Source organism: Bacillus sp. Leaf49, from assembly GCF_001426125.1.
Lineage (GTDB): Bacteria > Bacillota > Bacilli > Bacillales > Bacillaceae > Bacillus > Bacillus altitudinis.
This window is the reverse complement of sequence record NZ_LMRK01000022.1, coordinates 167,896-184,276: the sequence shown is the minus strand read 5'-3', so window position 1 is coordinate 184,276 and position 16,381 is coordinate 167,896. Positions and strand designations below refer to the sequence as shown.

At 41.6% G+C, this 16,381-nt stretch carries 20 protein-coding genes; 10 read left to right on the top strand and 10 right to left on the bottom strand.

Features of this window, described 5'->3' with window-relative positions; genetic code table 11:
- Positions 1-322 precede the first annotated feature (322 nt).
- Complete coding sequence (locus ASG46_RS15600) at positions 323-859, top strand: serine O-acetyltransferase (protein WP_008348575.1); 537 nt, start codon at positions 323-325, stop codon at positions 857-859.
- Positions 860-1,027: 168 nt separating this feature from the next.
- Here ASG46_RS15600 and ASG46_RS15595 read toward each other — a convergent pair whose 3' ends face one another.
- From ASG46_RS15595 to ASG46_RS15585, 3 genes are all read right to left on the bottom strand, one after another.
- Complete coding sequence (locus ASG46_RS15595) at positions 1,028-1,303, bottom strand: hypothetical protein (RefSeq protein WP_056705153.1); 276 nt, start codon at positions 1,301-1,303, stop codon at positions 1,028-1,030.
- A 63-nt stretch (positions 1,304-1,366) separates the two neighbouring features.
- Entirely contained in the window at positions 1,367-1,927 is a 561-nt protein-coding gene (locus ASG46_RS15590) for a GNAT family N-acetyltransferase (protein ID WP_056705151.1), read from the bottom strand.
- Between the two features lie 14 nt (positions 1,928-1,941).
- Positions 1,942-2,808: an AraC family transcriptional regulator gene (locus tag ASG46_RS15585; RefSeq protein ID WP_056705149.1), complete on the bottom strand. Its 867-nt coding sequence runs from the start codon at positions 2,806-2,808 to the stop codon at positions 1,942-1,944.
- A 113-nt stretch (positions 2,809-2,921) separates the two neighbouring features.
- Between ASG46_RS15585 and ASG46_RS15580 the strand changes: the two genes are divergently transcribed.
- A complete protein-coding gene (locus ASG46_RS15580) occupies positions 2,922-4,298 on the top strand; it encodes an MATE family efflux transporter (RefSeq protein ID WP_056705147.1) in 1,377 nt (458 codons plus the stop codon).
- Positions 4,299-4,379: 81 nt separating this feature from the next.
- On the opposite strand, the gene ASG46_RS15575 is transcribed toward ASG46_RS15580, so the two are convergent.
- The 4 genes from ASG46_RS15575 to asnB form a co-directional block, all read right to left on the bottom strand.
- A complete protein-coding gene (locus ASG46_RS15575; protein ID WP_024720032.1) occupies positions 4,380-5,219 on the bottom strand; it encodes a phytoene/squalene synthase family protein in 840 nt (279 codons plus the stop codon).
- A complete protein-coding gene (locus ASG46_RS15570) occupies positions 5,212-6,687 on the bottom strand; it encodes a phytoene desaturase family protein (RefSeq protein WP_056705144.1) in 1,476 nt (491 codons plus the stop codon). Before ASG46_RS15570 ends, ASG46_RS15575 begins: the two co-directional genes overlap by 8 nt.
- Positions 6,684-8,201 carry a phytoene desaturase family protein gene (locus ASG46_RS15565; protein WP_056705142.1) on the bottom strand — a complete coding sequence of 506 codons (1,518 nt, stop codon included), beginning with the start codon at positions 8,199-8,201 and terminating at the stop codon, positions 6,684-6,686. The genes ASG46_RS15570 and ASG46_RS15565 overlap by 4 nt, the downstream gene beginning before the upstream one ends.
- A 147-nt stretch (positions 8,202-8,348) precedes the next feature.
- Complete coding sequence (gene asnB, locus ASG46_RS15560; protein ID WP_024720029.1) at positions 8,349-10,190, bottom strand: asparagine synthase (glutamine-hydrolyzing); 1,842 nt, start codon at positions 10,188-10,190, stop codon at positions 8,349-8,351.
- Positions 10,191-10,345: 155 nt separating this feature from the next.
- On the opposite strand from asnB, the gene ASG46_RS15555 reads away from it, so the two are divergent.
- Positions 10,346-10,873, top strand: a complete 528-nt coding sequence (locus ASG46_RS15555) for a DUF2777 family protein (protein ID WP_056705140.1) — start codon at positions 10,346-10,348, stop codon at positions 10,871-10,873.
- 38 nt (positions 10,874-10,911) lie between these two features.
- Here ASG46_RS15555 and ASG46_RS15550 read toward each other — a convergent pair whose 3' ends face one another.
- From ASG46_RS15550 to cotG, 3 genes are all read right to left on the bottom strand, one after another.
- On the bottom strand, positions 10,912-11,280 hold the full coding sequence (locus ASG46_RS15550) for a YisL family protein (RefSeq protein ID WP_007499115.1): 369 nt from the start codon (positions 11,278-11,280) through the stop codon (positions 10,912-10,914).
- 91 nt (positions 11,281-11,371) lie between these two features.
- Positions 11,372-12,277, bottom strand: a complete 906-nt coding sequence (locus tag ASG46_RS15545) for a fumarylacetoacetate hydrolase family protein (protein WP_056705139.1) — start codon at positions 12,275-12,277, stop codon at positions 11,372-11,374.
- A gap of 127 nt (positions 12,278-12,404) precedes the next feature.
- Positions 12,405-12,947: a spore coat protein CotG gene (gene cotG, locus ASG46_RS21645; protein WP_442854138.1), complete on the bottom strand. Its 543-nt coding sequence runs from the start codon at positions 12,945-12,947 to the stop codon at positions 12,405-12,407.
- A gap of 203 nt (positions 12,948-13,150) precedes the next feature.
- Here cotG and ASG46_RS15540 point away from each other — a divergent pair, with 203 nt between their 5' ends.
- The 7 genes from ASG46_RS15540 to ASG46_RS15510 all read left to right on the top strand — a co-directional run bounded on the left by ASG46_RS15540 (position 13,151) and on the right by ASG46_RS15510 (position 16,379).
- Positions 13,151-14,245, top strand: coding sequence for a CotH kinase family protein (locus tag ASG46_RS15540; protein WP_056705138.1), 1,095 nt, complete (start codon positions 13,151-13,153; stop codon positions 14,243-14,245).
- A gap of 122 nt (positions 14,246-14,367) precedes the next feature.
- Positions 14,368-14,529 (top strand): aspartyl-phosphate phosphatase Spo0E family protein, encoded by a 162-nt coding sequence (locus ASG46_RS15535; protein ID WP_008348605.1) that lies wholly within the window; start codon positions 14,368-14,370, stop codon positions 14,527-14,529.
- Positions 14,530-14,656: 127 nt separating this feature from the next.
- Complete coding sequence (locus tag ASG46_RS15530; RefSeq protein ID WP_003211745.1) at positions 14,657-14,878, top strand: spore germination protein; 222 nt, start codon at positions 14,657-14,659, stop codon at positions 14,876-14,878.
- Positions 14,879-14,892: 14 nt separating this feature from the next.
- Positions 14,893-15,126, top strand: coding sequence for a spore germination protein GerPB (locus ASG46_RS15525; RefSeq protein WP_035392485.1), 234 nt, complete (start codon positions 14,893-14,895; stop codon positions 15,124-15,126).
- A 31-nt stretch (positions 15,127-15,157) separates the two neighbouring features.
- Positions 15,158-15,772 carry a spore germination protein GerPC gene (locus tag ASG46_RS15520; RefSeq protein ID WP_008348607.1) on the top strand — a complete coding sequence of 205 codons (615 nt, stop codon included), beginning with the start codon at positions 15,158-15,160 and terminating at the stop codon, positions 15,770-15,772.
- The gene (locus tag ASG46_RS15515) at positions 15,769-15,945 is read left to right on the top strand and encodes a germination protein GerPD (RefSeq protein WP_003210893.1); all 177 of its coding nucleotides are present in this window, start codon (positions 15,769-15,771) and stop codon (positions 15,943-15,945) included. The genes ASG46_RS15520 and ASG46_RS15515 overlap by 4 nt, the downstream gene beginning before the upstream one ends.
- A complete protein-coding gene (locus ASG46_RS15510; RefSeq protein WP_008348609.1) occupies positions 15,945-16,379 on the top strand; it encodes a spore germination protein GerPE in 435 nt (144 codons plus the stop codon). Before ASG46_RS15515 ends, ASG46_RS15510 begins: the two co-directional genes overlap by 1 nt.
- The last annotated feature ends 2 nt before the right edge of the window (positions 16,380-16,381 follow it).

The window sequence follows — 16,381 nt, the reverse complement described above, 5'->3', positions numbered from 1 at the left end:
ACGAAAGTCAATTGTATTCAAAAAGATGATTCTAAAAGCATATGAATGCTATATTCTCTTTTTAACGAGTAATTTCGTGTATTTTTTACAAACATCTACAGCCATAAGGGCGATGTAACGTTTGAGTATGAAAAATATTGAAAAAAATTACAAAACAATTCTCCTGGTTCTTTTGCTCTATGCGTTGTAGCTCCCTTGCTTGATACGCGACGGCCGAATGAAATGAATGCAGTAAAACAAAAAATGAACGTTATTTTATCTTGATATAAATGGGTATGATGGTATAATTTCTCTGAAACGAAAGGGAATCGAGGGAGATCTGATGATTTTAACGAAGCATGACCTTCACCACTACTTGGCACAAGATCAGAAAGCACTTGCCATCAATCGAAAAAGACCAAAGTGGCTTGGGGATGATATTTGGAAATATCAAAGATATTTACGAAAATATGAGTACTATACGAATAGCGGTGCTACGTTACGCAAATGGTTTTATCGTTACTTACATAAAAAGAAAGGCATGCAGCTTGGCTTTGATATCCCAATTGGTGTATTTGGACCTGGGCTCAGAATCAACCATACTGGGCTGTTGATTGTGAACAAGCACGCCAAAATCGGATCGTTTTGTGATATTCATCAAGGCGTGAATATCGGTCAAAACCATCATGAAAAAGATGTGCCCGTCATTGGAGATCATGTATGGATCGGCCCTGGCGCTAAACTGTTTGGAAATATTTATATTGCGAATCATATTTCCATCGGAGCAAATGCAGTAGTGAATCGCTCCTTTCATGAAGAGCGGATTGTCATTGCAGGTGTCCCTGCTCAAAAAATAAAAGAAAAAAGCCCTTCTTTATGAAGGACTTACTTGACCAAAGCAGTGAGCCACATGAGATAAAATAAGATGGTTAAACATGAGGATCATCTTGACCGCGCCCCATCACCATTGATCCTAAGATGCTTTGGCGCAATCAAACCATCAATCGGTAGCAACTTGAAGTGAAACAAATCGCCACAGCCGTACTCTCTAATTTGCGTTGGAGTACCCGAAGATCAGCATGAGAAAGTACAAGACAAAGACGAGGATGGCAATCGCATAGATGAGAATGGACACAATCAGTACTGTCCAGCCCAACCCTTTTCTTCCTGTTTGAATGAGATATATTCCAAGTGTGAAGAGCCCGAGTAAAAGGCCTAAGATGGCCCATAACCATTTATTTTTCCCGTGTTTTGGTGCATCAACGAATAGGTAGATTGCGACTAATATGGATACAAACCAACCTGTAATCCATTTCACATTCATCCGCCACCCTTCTTTTTCAATTTATTGAATCTTACTATACTTTTTTCCTAATCTTAAAAACAACTATTCAAATGAATGGTGCGGAAGGCTTTGCCATTCTTCTCTTAGCATCCCATACCGCATCGAATCATAATAATCCCCTTGATAGTAACGAACCTTACGCAGTCTTCCCTCAAGGATAAACCCGCATTTCTCTGCGCAACGCATCATGCGTTCATTTCCAGACCAGGTGGTCAGACCGATGCGTGGGATATCGATGTGTGAAAAGAGTTCATCGATCCATAGACGCAATGCCTTTGTTCCAACGCCCCCATTCCAAAAACGTGAGTCATAAATAAGAATCCCGCACTCCAGCCAGCGTGTGCGTTCATTCTCCCAATAATAAGAAACTGTGCCCTTTAATTCACCTCCTACATCAATGCCAAATAGTTTTGGCAGGACAGATTCATCCTGTAAATAGCGTTTTTTAAATGCAGCAAGCGATATGTCATGTTCAATAAAATACGGTGCATTCCACTTTCGATAGGCCTGGTCTGGTGCTTTAAACCTTAAATGCCATACCACTTCTAAATCGGTTTCGTCTAATGGACGTATGCTCACAATCTCTTCTTTTTTTCCTTTCATCTGTTCACGTTCCTTTACTTTGTCGTTCTTTTAGCAAGATGACGATACTCGATAGGCGTCATGCCTTCATTTTGCCGAAACAGCTTTGAAAAATAAGTAGGGTCATCAATGCCTACATGTTCTGCAATGAGAGCTATTTTTTCATTCGTTGAAGCAAGTAGGCTTTTGGCTTTTTCAATTTTGAGTCGATTGATGTACTGGCTCGGCGTCAGTCCGTACACGGTCTGCATGCACCTTGTCATGTAATCAGGATGATAATGAAGAATCTCTGCCAGCTTCTCCATCTTTAATTTTTGCGTAAAATGACGTTCAAGATAGTAAACCACTTCTGAAGCGACAGTCTCCTTTGCACTTGGAATATGAAATGCTTCTTTTTGTAAATGGATGAGCATTTCCTCAAATTGAAGCTGCTTTTTGAGCTGAAGTTCAGACGCATCATCATTTAAAGCGCGCATCGCTAAAAGATGCTTCTGTAGCACGCTTCCCCCTTTCACTTTTCCTTTTCGGGGCAGACGAAATTCATAGCTTGCTGCTTTTTCAAAAGTGGCTTGATTTTGCTTCATGTCAAACCAGTGTTCTCTCGGCCGATCTGTAAACTCAAATGGATCAATTGAAAAATGCAGCCACTCATAAAGTGTTTCTTCTTTGCATGGCAGATGTCCACCATGGGCAAGTCCCGGTGATAAGATGATATATTCTCCCTCTTTTACGTGATGAGGCACCTCGTCTTCTGTGATCCACAGTTCACCTTTCGTGACATAAAGAAGATCAAACACGGTGAAAATTCTGGAGATATGTCGTTCTCCTGGATGGAATACACCTTTGCCTGAAGCAATATAGACTGGAAATGGCGGTACAGTAAATGTAATAAATGGACCCATATTCATCCCCTTATGAAGTCGGATTTCTCCAATAAGTTTCGGTTTCATCTCTTCTTATTATAGTCGATGCAAGGTACACTATAAATCGGATTTATACGAAAGAAGGTGATGTGATGAAACCACAAGCACTGACAATACAAAAGGTTCAAGCCAAAAGTGAAAAATCCCACCCTTCATTATTTGCATTAACTTGGCCTATTTTTATCGAAATCTCTTTATATATGCTGATGGGGAGCGCAGATACACTGATGCTCAGCCAGTATTCTGACAATAGTGTTGCCGCAGTAGGGGTAAGCAATCAGCTACTAAATCTATTGATTGTGATGTTCAGCTTCATTACGACTGGGACGACGATTGTCATTGCGCAGCTTTTAGGAGCGGGCCGCAATCAGGAAGCGACCCTAGTTGCCTATGTATCACTAGGCACCAACTTCCTCATTAGCTTTGCGATCAGTCTTCTTATGTTTGTGTTAGCTGTGCCCATCCTGCATATCATGGGATTATCAAGCGAGCTCATGCCAGATGCAACCGTCTTTTTACAGATTGTCGGCCTGCTGTCTTTTATACAGGCGCTCATTATGACCTATAGTGCTATTTTAAAAAGCTATGGATTCACGAGAGATACGATGTATGTCACCATCGGTATGAATCTGTTAAACGTTGCTGGTAATTATTTGGTCATCTTTGGACCATTTGGCTTCCCTGTATTAGGTGTCATGGGTGTTGCTCTTTCCACATCATTTGCACGGTTGATCGGTCTAACAGCCATGATCCTCATTGTTCGACACCGCATTGGATTGCGGTTTTCATTCAAGCGAATGTTTTACATCCAGCGAACGCATTTAAAAAAACTGCTAAAAATCGGCATTCCTTCTGCTGGAGAACAGCTTTCTTATAATGGCTCTCAAATGATTATTACGCTGTTTATCACATTTATGGGCACGCAAGCACTGGCAGCAAAAGTCTATACCCAGAATTTGATGATGTTCATTATGTTATTTGGTGCCGCCATTAGCCAAGGAACGCAAATCTTAATCGGGCGCCTGATCGGGGCGAAAGAATTTGATGCGGCCTATCGAAGATGCATGAAAAGCTTATACTGGGCCATTGCCATCTCGCTTCTTTCTTCTACTGCTTTATCTTTATCATCGACGCATTTACTTACTTTTTTCACTAGCAACAGTGAGATCATTCAAATCGCGAGCCTCCTCCTCATATTGACGATTGTTTTAGAGCCTGGACGTTCTTTTAATATGGTCATCATCAACTCCTTGCGGGCAGCTGGTGACGCGAAGTTTCCAGTCTATATGGCGATGATTTCAATGTGGGGCATCGGCCTTCCGATCGCTTATTTATTAGGCATTCAACTTGAGATGGGCCTTATCGGGGTTTGGATTTCTTTTATCGTGGATGAATGGGTAAGAGGTATCTTCATGTATAGGCGGTGGCGTTCAAGGGTGTGGACGGAGTATCGGTTTACTTCCACATAAAAAGGACTGCGGGTGCAGTCCTTTCAGATTGTTGACAAAGGGCTAAAATGAACTTTATTTTAGCCCTTTGTCTTCTTTTCATTACGTAATATCTTCTAAAATAAGTGCTTTTTCTTGTGTTGAAATATATGACCGCTTCGTAAAGACGCGGTATTCGTTTTCTCTAGTTTTATCTAAAATAGCCTTATAAAAGTGAGCAGCTGCTTTCACTGGTATCCTTGAATAAAGTGGGAATTCATGGAGATGGTCAAAAAATTCCTCATAGTACGCCTCTGCCTCAAAAGCAATATATTCCCATACGTGCTGGAAGGCTTGATTGACGATCCCTTCTTGTAATTCTTGCTCTGTATACCCAAATTGATCCATGACTTGTTTTGGCAAATAAATGCGGTTCCTTTCCGCCTTATCCTCACCAATGTCTCGAAGAATATTGGTCAACTGCATGCCAATCCCAAGGGAAATCGCAGCTTCTTTTAGCTGTTCTTTTTTACGCGGTGCAATGATCGGAAGCAGCATTAATCCAACTGTACTTGCGACATGATAGGAATAGATGAGCAGTTCATCTAACGTTTCATATCGATGTTGCTCTAAATCCATCTCCTGTCCTCGCAGCAGGTCACGGAATGGGGATTCATCCATACGAAACTGTTGAAATGTATACTCCAGCGCCACCCACATTGGATCATCACGATCTACTTCTCCTTGCAAGAAACGTTCAAATGCCTCCTGAAAAGACGCCAGTTCTTCCTTTGGTGAAGGAGACTCATCTACAATGTCATCCGCTCTCCTACAAAAAGAATATACGGCCCAAACAGCCTGTCTTTTCTTTTTAGGCAGCATGGAAAAGGCACGATAAAACGTTTTTGAATGGGTTTGAATGGTCTCTTCACATATTTTCAATGCTGTTTGCACATCAACCACTTAGCTTCACTTCCTTTCTGTTGTTCAGCTCTTTAAGCAGTACAGAAGCCATGAGCTTTGCACTTTGCATCACGATCGGTACCCCGCCGCCGGGATGGATGGAAGCACCTACCGCATATAGATTGTCTACATCTGCAACCTTTACTTGCGGGCGAAACACACCTGATTGAAACAAATTAGGAGCGAGTCCAAAGCTGCCGCCTTCAAACAATCCTTCTCGCATTGAATCATTCGGTGTTCTCACCTTTTGCCAGACAACCGCCTCTCGCAGCTGTGGAAAGCCTCTTTTCTCAAGACGCTCCACCATTTTATCCACAAAGTCTGTCTCTTGTTCCCAATCGATGTGATCTCCTGATGGAACAGGAATGAGCATATATAGGACACTGCTGCCTTCTGGGGCAAGGGATGGATCGATGGTCGATGGATTAAACGTATAAAATGATGGATCTTGAGGTATCGTTTTCGTTTGGAACACCTCTCTCATATGCTGATCAAAGTGTTCTCCCATGAAAAATTGATGAACAGGTGCTTCATCGTATACTTTGTTTAACCCTAGATACACCATCACGCAGCCGGAGGATGGAACGTATTTACGCCGGTCTTGTTCACCTAAACCAAGCTGTTTTAACGCCGCTGGATAATCTCCGTTCATCACAAATGCATCAGCTGCTATGTGCTCATCATTTATTGTTGCCTTGACCACACGTTTCCCCTCAAACTCAAATTGTGCGACTTCTTCACTTTTTCTTATGTGTACACCCGTCTTTAAGAGCTGTCTCTCCAATATATCTACTAAACTCGCATATCCGCCTTTTAAATAGTAAATTCCGTGTGCGTGCTCACTATATGAAACAAGCGAATAAATGGCAGATGCTTCATACGGATTTCCTCCGACATAGAGGGTTTGAAGTGCATATGCATCTCGGAGGCGCTCATCTGAAAAATATTTTTTGAGAGAACTTTGAACGGTTCGATATGCTTTTAATTTCATTAAAATCTTCATGTTCGCTTTTGTAAAAAAGGTTCGTTTTTCATGAAATGATTTTTCTAGAAAAGCTTCCTGCCCTTCTTGAAACCGATCCGTCATTTCTTGCATAAATGTTAAATATCCCTGTTCTTCCTTTGGAAATACACGTTTGATTTCTTCTAGTTGTCGCAGTGTATCAGAGTATTTCGTATAGGAGGTTCCATCTTGATAGTGGATCGTATACAGCGGATCGAGCTGCAAGAGATCAAGAGATGTTTCATCAATGCCTACGTCATGTAAAATGCCTTTTAACATATCAGGAAGTAGGACAATGGTCGGACCTTCATCTACTTTATATCCTTTCTCACGTACAAAAGCAAGTCTCCCGCCGAGCCGTTCATTTTTTTCAACAAGGGTGACATCATGTCCAGCTTTTTTTAAATAGAGGGCTGAGATCATACCGCCAATACCGCCGCCAGCAATCAATATATGTTTTTTCATGAGGCGCTCCCCTTTTCTTGATGTGGCACTCTTTTGTGCGTATGTTTCTCTTTTGACAGAATCGCATTTGTCGTAATACGCGCTGATTCTAAAATGGTTGGCAATCCGCTGCCCGGGTGGGTTCCTCCACCAACGAGCCAGCAGTGTTTCAACTCATCAAATTCATTATGCGGCCTGAGTACCATCATCTGCGTCAACTGGTGACCCAGATTAAATGTAGCTCCTTCATACACGTACAGCTCTTCTTCCCAGTGCTTCGGCGTGATCATCCGCTCGACTTCAATATGCTGCCTGATATTCTTAAAGCCTGTTTTCCGCTCCAGCGTATCCAGCACAAGCTCTCTAAATTCTTCTTGATACACTTCCCAGTCAATACCGCTTTGATTATTGGCAACAGGTGCTAACACATAAAGAGCGGACTTGCCTTTTGGCGCAAGCGAATCATCTGTCACACTTGCATTTTGAATATAAATGGACGGATCATCCGGCAGCTCAAAGGTTTTCGTAATCTCTTTGACGAACTTCGCATAGTCATCGGAAAAAACGATGGTATGATGTGGCTCATCATATATCGTATCTAAACCTAGGTACAGCATGAAGGTGGAGCATGAGAATTTTTTCTTTTTCAGTTTCTTCTCGCTATATTTCTTTAAAAGACCCGGCTCTACAAGCTTTGTCATCACGTGTGCAAAATCACCATTTACGACCACCTCATCTGCCTGTATTTCTTCACCAGTTTCTAAGCGAATGCCCTTCACTTTCCTGCCTTCCGTCAGCAACTTGTCAACTCCAGTTGATAGATGAAGGGTAGCCCCAGATTCAACAGCTGCCTTTGCCATCGCTTCTGACAGCTGATTCACTCCGCCTTTCGGATGATAAACGCCTGTGTCATGCTCCATAAAGGAAAGAATTGAGAACGCTCCTGGGCATTCCCAAGGTGACATCCCTAAATATTTTGATTGGAATGTAAAGGCATATTTCACTGATTCATTTGAGAAATAATCCGACAGCACATCATATAAGCTTTTATTTAATGAGAGCTGAGGAAGTGCTTTGATGACTTTTGGTCGCAAGTAATGATGGAAACGATCCATTTTACTTTGTAGAATCGGCGTTAGGCGGTCCATTTTTCGTTTTGTATCATTCATAAAACGTACATACCCCTCGCCCTCACCAGGTGCAAAGGCTTCTAGCCGTTTGTACATTTCGTCTCGATCTCGAATCATATCAAGCTTCTCATCTTGAAAGATTAATCTATACATTTCTTTTAATTCAATCACATCTATATAATCATAGAGATTTTTACCGGCAAAGGTGAACAGTTCCTCTGCAATATGAATCATACTGAGAAAAGTAGGACCTGTATCAAACGTGAAATCACCAAGTTGAAACTTAGAGTTACGTCCGCCAACAAAGGACTGTTTTTCATATATATGAACATCATGTCCTTTGCTTTGCAACATCATAGCTGCTGCAAGTCCCCCTGGTCCTGCTCCGATCACAATGATTTTCATTATCCTTTTTCCTCCAAATTAATTCACTTTAAGTTAATTATACAAATTGAAGCGGTTAGATCAACTTTTGATGTGCTCTAAAAGTCTCATGTTATGTATCAAAAAAGCCGACTTCCTTTCAACAAGTGCAAGAAAGCCGACCCTTTGTTATGCTTCTATATCAATTCGATATGTTTCAAACCAATGATGAATCTGTGCCAAATGGGCAATGAGCTGTGGGCCTTTCATTAACTGACCATACCAAGGAACCTGGAAAGAAGCCCCTTCCGTTTCAATCAGCTGTTTTAATTGATGTGGATCTAAAAATTCATGAAGCACAGAATCCTTTTGCGCGAGACAATCTGTTAACATCTCTTTTACCGCCTGAGTATAAGCAGGATGATGTGTTTTCGGATAAGGGCTCTTCTTGCGATAAAGCACTTCATTCGGTAAAATTCCCTCTAATGCTTTTCTCAAAACCCCTTTTTCCCGATTTCCATACATTTTCATTTCCCAAGGAATATTCCATACATACTCAACAAGACGATGATCTGCGAATGGTACACGTACCTCAAGGCTCGCCCCCATGCTCATACGATCTTTTCGATCCAGCAGTGTTGTCATAAACCAAATCATATTTAAGTAAAAAAGTTCTCTTCGGGCTTTATCTACTCCAGTTTCCCCATCTAAAAGAGGGGTTTCTGCCACGGTTTCTTCATATTTGCTTTGCGCATATTCCTTCAGTGATAATTTCTTTTGCCATGAGTCTTGAAGAAGCTGAATGCGTGCTTCCGTTGATCTCATCCACGGAAATCCATTGGTTTCGCTTGCCATGTGAAACCATGGGTAACCTCCAAAAATTTCATCTGCACATTCACCTGATAAACCAACAACAAAATCCTTTTTAATTTCTCGGCAGAACCATAGTAAGGAAGAATCAATATCTGCCATCCCCGGCAAATCTCGCACTTCAACCGCTTCTTTCAAATAAGAAGCCAGCTCTTTTTGCCCAATGATGCAGCTGTGATGATTCGTTTGAAACGCTTTGGTCATTCGATCAATCCACGGGCCGTCAGCATTCGGCTGAAATTGACTTGCTTCAAAGAATTGATCATTTCCGTCGTAATCAACGGAATACGTATGCAGCGGGGCTTTCCCTATTTTCTCAAAGTGCTTGGCGGCAATGGCCGTAATGGCACTAGAATCCACACCGCCCGATAAAAACGTACATACAGGCACATCAGAGACAAGTTGTCTTGTAACAGCATCCGTAAAGAGTTCCTTCACGTGCTGAGCGGTGTCATCAAGCGAATCTGTATGCTGCTTGCTTTTGACATTCCAGTACCTCCACACACGCAAACCATCTTTTGAAAAGGTTAGGGCATGAGCAGGTCTCAGCTCTTTCACCCCTTTAAATACGCCTTGCCCTGGTGTTCTAGACGGCCCTAAACCAAAGATTTCTGATAACCCTTCATGATCCACTTTGGCTTTCATTTCAGGATGAGCTAGAAGTGCTTTGATTTCTGAGCCAAACAAAAAGGAATGATGACGTTCTGTATAGAAAAATGGCTTGACACCGAGCCGGTCTCTCGCTGCAAATAATAATTCACGCTCACTATCCCAAATGACAAATGCAAAAATTCCATTAAAATGGGTCACACACTCTTCCTTCCATTCTGTATAGGCGTGAAGAAGAACCTCTGTATCAGAATGCCCAAGAAAGCGGTGCCCCCTTTTGAATAATTCTTTTCGTATATCCTCCGTGTTATAAAGTTCTCCATTGTATACCACCGTATAATCATGGTGTTGATGGGTATATGTCATCGGCTGCTTTCCGCCTTCAACATCGACAACGGCTAACCGTTTATGGCCGAAAAGAACGTGCTCACTTTTCCACGTATTTGTATCATCCGGCCCTCGTTTAGATAATGTATCTGTCATTTGATTGATTACATGATCCTGTTGGATGAGCTGCTTTTTAAAGTCTGCCCAGCCTGTTATTCCACACATCATCATCAGCTCCCATCCGTTTTTCATCAAGTGTTCTCATTTAGCCTTTCTTAGTTTATGCATCGGCTCCTTGATAGTTGATTTGTCCTTTTTTCCCCTGTGTATAGGACAAGCTTCATTTGGTAAGAAAAGAAAGAGGAAAGGAGGTTTTGCGAATGGAGAACCGAATGACATATCTTCAGCAAAACCACCCAAAATGGTGTAACGGGTACTTACTGATGGAAAACGGTCATTGTCTGATTGAAGACGAAGAAGGAGACATCATGCTGCCTGAAAGCCTTCAAAGTTCTATGATCTGTTTGAAAGAAAAGGATCGATGGACAAAAGGAGAATTGCTCGGGTCTGTCGTTCTTTGTGAGAATGGGAAGTTGATGGAGGTAAAAGGCGGTGAACGCATTCAATATACAGCGTCTCTTTCTAAAGGGTGGCTTGATTTGCTCATGTTCGTACCGGAAAGCGTCTTTTATCAGATCATTGACTATGTAGAACAGCTTGGCTTTTCCGTCTATGATTGTATCTTCTCTTCCTTCCATCCTTCTCATCGCGTGTCTTTTTTTCAGTTTTCAGGAGACATGCAATCACTTGCCCTTCAATGCCACCATCATTCGGGTACAAATCAAGTTCAATTGGAATGGACGACGTCTGACGGTCATCGGCTGATGTCTCAGTTTGATCTCACATAAAAAGGGCACTGCTTTTGATAAGCAATGCCCTTTTTATCTTAAAAGATATGGAAACCGATCGGCAGACGTAAGCCGAGAAGAATGGTCACAATAGCAACCACGATAAAACCAATGAATACACCCGTCACCGATTTTCCTTTTTTCTTGCGTACAAGGACCATTTCCATGAAACCAATCACAAGAATACCAAGTATCATTTTTCCAACATACTCGCCCCCGTAACCCGGGATTTTCATTCCTGTGCGAACATACAGCTCTACGCCTGTTGCAATAATAATCAAGTAGAACAGTCGTACGATCATATGCACAATTTTAGCGCCTTTATCGTTTTTACCTGCTAATGCAAAGGCAACGAAAAATAAAATAATACCTAGCACCCACGCTGTAATATGTAAATGTGTTCCCATTTGTGATTTCCCCCTTTATCAGAACAATTACCTTCTCATCGTACCACGAAATAAGTCGAACACAAAGCGACAATCCTGTGTCAACACGCCTTTATTTGACGCGATTTGATAACGTCCCAATTGGTTCAATTGTTACTTCAACCTGATCGCCTGAGGCTAAAAATTTTGGCGGTTCAAAACCTTTGCCGACTCCAGAAGGTGTACCTGTTGCAATGATGTCTCCCGCTTCCAGCGTCATCCCTTTTGAAAGAGTTGACACAATGTCTTCAATTGGGAAGATCATTAATTCCGTACTGGCAGACTGACGAACCTCTCCGTTTACCTTTGTTTCCACATGGAGTGCTCCATGATCCTCAATCACTGACTTGTGAACGATATAAGGTCCCATTGGACAAGTTGTATCTAAGCTTTTTCCGATGAAAAATTGTTTGTGTTTTTTCTGCAAATCTCTTGCCGTTATATCATTTAAAATGGTGTAACCGAAAATGTAATCGTGGACCTCTTCAGGAGCAATATCCTTTCCTGTTTTGCCAATGACAATGGCAAGCTCCCCTTCGTAATCCAATTCACTTGTCACATCTTCATGGAGAAGAATGTCCGCTTCATGCCCTACAACAGAGGTAGGCGCCTTTGTAAAGATCATCACGTCTTTAGGAATATCTGCCGCACTTCCCATTTCCATGACGTGATCTTGATAGTTTTTCCCAACACACATGATGTTTTTCGTTGGTTTTGGAATCGGTGCATGGAGTGTCACGTCCGAAAGCGGATAGACATAAGAGCCGCGGTCTTCTTCTTTTTTCTCCGCCCAATCAAGAAGCTGTTTGACGTGTTCGACAAACTTGTCCCCCATGTTGATGCATTCAGATAAAGAGTTTGGCAATGTTTCTAGCTCAAATAGTTTTGCTTCTGCCTTTTTGACGTCCATCACCCATTCATCATCAATGACGACCCCGATAAACAATCTGTTATGTATCTCACCTGTAAAAAACTTCATGTCTTCCCCTCACAATCTTCATTTCAATACATTATGATGTCTCATTTTTATTTCTCTACGAAATAAAAAAAACCCTTTTTTATCATACTCTCTTTTAAAAAGGGTTTCAAAAATGAAGACCTGACATTTAGCGGTAGCGTCGATACTCCCACATATTCCCTTGATCCCATTTACGATCAACATTTCCTTGATGGCGGGAATGATGTTTTTTCTTTCCGCATCTTCGGCAAGAGTGACTCCGTTTATGGTGATGAGAACGTTTAGATCGATGGCTGCGGTGTGATTTGCGGCAGCTTTTCTTATGATGTGATCTGTGTTTGCTGCGGCATGATTTTTTTGGTTTACTCTTTTTACTGCGGTATGACTTTTTGCTTTTGCATGATTTCTTGCTTCTATACGACTTTTTACTTTTGTATGATTTCTTGCTCTTTACACTTTTCTTTGAACAGCGACTTTTTTTAGAGCGATAGCTTTTATGGCTTTTTTTGCTGCGATGTGACTTACGGCATCCTACCCCACCAAAGAACCAGTGACGGCGATTTGAATGACGAGAACGAGATGATTTGTGCGAATGTCCCGATTCTGGTTCACGATCTAAGTGTTGATCACGCCCCTCACTTCGAAGTGAATCAACTGCATGTTCAATATGCGAATGATCAAATGTGCTCACGAACAATTCCCCTCCCAAACTGTGCTCTGACAAAACAAACAGACAAAGCTGTTTATCTTCTCTGCTTTATGTTACGAGACTCGGTAGACAAGTGTTCTTGGCGAATGCCTCTTTCTTAGAAAACTCCATGAATACCTATCAGCAGGTACAGGACATTCCTTCATTTTCATATAGTGGAAGAGATATAGGAGGGTGATGAACGCATGGACACAGAACCTTTAAAACAACTGGATATCTGGATTCATCCAAAAGATCTCATGGAATTAAAAAAGGACATATGGAACGATGAACCCGTCGAGGCCATTCTGAAAACCGGCCAAACCAAGTCACATATTTATGCCTCATACCGAGGATCACACATCCGAAAGCTCAAGAAAAAATCCTATCAAATTGAATATCGAAAACCAAAGCAAAGACAGGGCGAATCCCTTTTTCACTTAAATGCAGAGTACAATGATCCTTCTTTCATTCGCAACAGGCTGTCTTTTTATTTCTTTGAACAGATGGGTGTATTCAGCCCATCCGCTTCTCATGTGTTTCTGACCATTAATGGAAGAAAAGAAGGCATTTATTTAAAAATAGAATCTGTAGATGAGCTGTTCCTCCAAAAACGACAGCTGCATGGAGGCGGCATTTATTATGCTGTAGATGATGACGCCAATTTCTCTCTTTTAAGTTCATTTGATAAAAAGCCAAAAAAACATCTTCTTCTCGGTTATGAGAAAAAAACGGGAACTCCTGAACACGACAAGCAGCTGAGTGAATTTATTTACTTTTTGAACACCGCAAGGGACGACACGTTTGCAAATAAGATTGAGCAGTACCTTGATGTAACACAATATTTCCGCTGGCTCATTGGTGTCGTGTGTACCCAAAATTTTGATGGCTTTGTTCATAACTATGCGCTTTATGTGAATGATCAAGGAAGGTTTCAAGTAATGCCTTGGGATTATGATGCGACTTGGGGTCGTGATATTCACGGAGAAGAAATGGCGTTTGATTATATTCCAGTCAGCGGTTTCAATACATTAACCGCTAGATTGCTAGACATCCCTGCATTTAAAAGAGACTATTATGCCCTTTTCCAGCACGTACTAGATACACATTTTTTAGAAAAACGGCTTCTCCCCATCATTGAGTCATGGCATGCTTCGATTGAGCAGCGAATTGGAGATGATCCATATACGAAAAACCGACAAGACATGCTGCGTTCAGAGCGAGAATTAATCCGACAGTATATCAACAAAAGACGACGTTATTTACAAACTGAGATTAAAAAAGAGACATCGCGCCTGTAAAGACACTTTCGAATTTTGTCACTTTAGTTCTCATATTGACGAAAGAGCTTTTTTTATAGAAAAATAGGGTATACTAACCATATCCTTCTATTTGATAAAAAATGTGAGAGTTGGCGTCCGTTATGATCAATTATGAAATTGAACAAAAAAGATTACATTTGATTGAGACCGCAAAAAAATTCGGAATGAATGCCGAAGAAACTATCAGGTGCAGTCAAGAGCTTGACACACTCTTAAATAAAGGCATCAAAACCACCTCTAAAGAATGCTCGAATAAAGGGTAAACCATACACTTCATTCCTCTCATCAAAGTTCTTCAAAAAGACAATCACATATTAAAAGACCCATCATAAGCTATGGTGAAACGCCCAAAAACGAAGTGCCCTATTTTTCTAAAGGATGTGCACCGCTATGCCGGCTATTGTTGGAGCCTTTAAAGTAAATGCCGTCGGAACGAGCGGAGTCGTTCATGTTGGAGACTGCATCACCATTTCTCCAAATAGTCAGGTTAAAACGTTTGCCGGCGCAGGCAGTTTTAACACTGGTGATCAATTACGCATTAGCAACTATAAAAGTGTGACAAATACGTATGATAGTGATGTCATTGATCAACCGCTTGTTGGTAACTTGTAAGGAGTGAGAATCCATTGAACTTCTATATTAATCAAGCGATACAAATTAATTACTTACGTGTGGAGTCTGTGAGTAACTCATCCGTTCTGCAAATCGGCAGTGCTGGATCAATCAAGGCACTCTCCAATCTGTATAACACTGGAAGCTATGTAGAGTCAGCACCTGCCGCAGCAGGCACACAAGGAATTGAAGAGTCTCAAGGCGCAAGCACGGCACCTTTTGTACCGCTTCAGTCACCAACAACATAAGTTCATCTGCAATCCCCGGAGGTGTATGCATATGTATGACTATCAAAACAGCGCTTCACAAATGTATGGCATCATTCAAAAGCAAACACAGCAAATCATGATGCTTGAAAAAAGGCTTAACGAGCTTCAGCAGGAAATGCAAATGATCAAAGATAAACCGACAACAACGATTGAACGGATTGATTATCAATTTGATCAACTGAAAATCGAGCGGCTGGAAGGCACATTAAATATCGGCCTCAATCCATCTGATCCAAATAGTGTTCAAAATTTTGAAGTGGGCCAAACAACAACCCCGGGAATTGGAATGATGCAGCAAGAAATGGCTGATCAATTTTTCAATCAAACACGCCAGCTTGTCGATGCATTCTTAAATGAAGAAGCACCGCAGCTTCTTGAAGAACTAGAGCAGCGATACGAAGGCTCGCTTGATGAAAGCAACAAACACCATATCATTGAGGACATTCGAAAACAAATAGACAGCAGAATCAAATATTATGCGGGGCAGCTGCCACAAAGGGAAGATATGACCCCGCTTCAACGTTCCGAGCAAATTGCTGAATACGTGAAACATGATGTCAAACGGGCAATCGAGCACTTTTTAGCCCATATTCCAAACGAAACGAAAGGAGAGGAAAACGGATGAATTTCACAGTCGTCAACCGCAACATCGAAACTGGAAGCATTAAAGTAGTTGGGGTATCGTCCTCTTCCCTATTTATTATCGGGGACACGGACCATGTACAACTGTCATCGATTTTCGATACACCGCCAGAATCATTAATTATTGGCCCGTTTGTTCCTCTAGCCCCTCGATAATGATTAAGCGCACATCTCAAGTGAAGTTCTCGAAGGTGAATTCTGTCGGGATTGCAAGTGTTGTTCAAATTGGTGATACACAAGAGCTATGTCCGAACGTAAAGGTGCTAGCTGTCCAGCGAACGATTAGTTTATTTTATGGAAATGAAGCTGAAAACCTAGATGCAAAAGAATTTGAAGTGTATTATGAGCCGATCCCATTGATGCTGCCAGAACGAGCGGTTAGAACGGCCTTTTATCATGAAAAGCCTCTCATTAAAGTGTCGTCCATTCATGTAGAAGGGGTCTCTTCCTCCTCTATCTATCAAATTGGCTCTACGTGCGGAATAAATGCCGTTGCGCGAGTGAAGCATATTCGAGAGTTATTTAGCAACAATGACGAACATCCGCCAAACTCACAATTGGACCTACCTGCGCATATGATGGTGATATGACT